At 36.9% G+C, this 1,790-nt stretch carries 2 protein-coding genes; both read left to right on the top strand.

The window, feature by feature from the left end:
• The first annotated feature begins 192 nt into the window (after nucleotides 1-192).
• Complete coding sequence (locus K1J10_RS10445; RefSeq protein ID WP_223357319.1) at nucleotides 193-1,143, top strand: Ig-like domain-containing protein; 951 nt, start codon at nucleotides 193-195, stop codon at nucleotides 1,141-1,143.
• A gap of 96 nt (nucleotides 1,144-1,239) precedes the next feature.
• Nucleotides 1,240-1,790, top strand: a 551-nt coding sequence (locus K1J10_RS10450; protein WP_317629288.1) for a Spy0128 family protein, incomplete at its 3' end; no start/stop codon positions are given.

The raw sequence follows: 1,790 nt of genomic DNA on the forward strand, positions 1-1,790 counted from the left end.
CCTTTATGCTGTTTTTCGCAATTCTAGTATATCAGATGAACGTGTCTTTTGTGTTGCACTTCATTTTACAACAGGGCAAGAAATTTCATTTAGCAGGGGAATCAAATAAAAAAATACTACTTTGTACTTGCAATAGCACTTGTTTTTGATATAATAGTTTCGCTTATTATTATGAATATAAGGGGAGAAAAAATGAAAAAGTTAGCAATATATTTATCAATGATGCTTTCATTATTGATTGTGTGCTTTACGCTTTTTTCTAAAAATGTAAAAGCAGAAACGTCCAAAAAAGTGGATGTCATCACGGATGTGAAAATTCAAAATAATGATGGTGGGGATTTAACAACTCCGCTTGGAAGATACGATACTTTCCGTCTGAATGCCAAATTTGCTTTAGAAGGAAAAAACGTTAAAGCAGGGGATACGACCGAAGTAACTATTTCTTCTCCGATTGACATCAAATCTCAGGATTTTGAAATTAAAGACTCCATTACTGGTAAATTGATTGCCAATGCAAAAGTTAACGCAACTACTGGTAAAATTGTCTTAACATTTACAAAATTTGTCGAAGAGAAAAATGATATTTCAGGTTCGTTCTTCTTCTATGCTGGTGTTAATAAAGATAAGTTCCCAAATGATGGTAATGCACTAGTTAAAGTCTCTGTTAATAATAAAGTGAAATTCGATGGTACAGTAAAAAGTGGAACCATTGGAGAAGGTAAACGGTATACTATTATCAAATCAGGTTGGGATAATGGAAATCACAAGAGCTTAGGTTTTCGTATTTCTGTCAATCGGACTAATGAGGCAATTAGCAATGCAGTTCTGTCCGATACTATGGAATCACCAGGTGTCACCTACAAGGCAGGTAGCTTTAAGATCTACAAAGGTACTTGGGATTACAGTACTGGAACATGGCAACTTCTAAACAAAACAGATGTTACCTCTCAATACACTGTCAATGCAACAGATACTACATTTACGATTAATCTAGGGAACATTTCTGCTAACGATCACTTTGCAGTTGAATATGAAGCAGTTGTTAACTATGATGCGGTTGACCGTGAGGTGATCAAAAATAAAGCAACTATCGTAGGTGATAATAAAAAACCATACGATTCAAATAGTAAAGTAAATATCTAAATCGCTGGTGGTGAAGGTGTTGGTTATGCCTTCGGCATTCAAGTTCATAAAGTTGACGAAAGTAATGAACCGCTGAAAGGTGCGAAATTCCAAGTTATCCGTCAAGCAACTGGCCAAGTATTAGGTGAGTTTGAATCAGATGCTAAAGGTGAATTTAGCCTTAAGGAACTCTTGAGAGATAAATACATCATCAAAGAAATTCAAGCTCCGGAAGGGTATGAGTTGGCAGAAGATACAATTGTTGAAGCTAGTGAATTTACGACACCAACGAAACCTGTTAGCAAAACGATTGTAAACAAGAAAGAGAAGCCGGCCAAAACCCAAGCTACTATCGAGCTGGATAAAGTTCTTACAGGTCGTGACTTGGTAGACGGCGAGTTTAGCTTTGAATTGTACGAAGGTTCAAACAAACTTCAAACAACGACTAACCAAAACGGGAAAATTACATTTGCACCGATTGAGTACACTGAAGAAGGTGAACACACATACACTGCGAAGGAAGTCAAGGGAGATAATGCAACTATTGCTTACGATACTTCTGAAAAACAAGTGACTGTTAAAGTCACTCGTGATGGAGATTCCTTGAAGGCAGAAGTCGTCTACCCAGAAAGCAAAACCTTTACCAATGCCTTCACGCCAAACGCAAC

It is taken from the genome of Streptococcus australis, assembly GCF_019930045.1.
GTDB classification, from domain to species: Bacteria; Bacillota; Bacilli; order Lactobacillales; family Streptococcaceae; genus Streptococcus; species Streptococcus australis_D.

Excerpts from the sequence above, each read along its gene's own strand:
- K1J10_RS10445 (WP_223357319.1), top strand. The coding sequence starts at position 193 with ATGAAAAAGTTAGCAATATATTTATCAATGATGCTTTCATTATTGATT.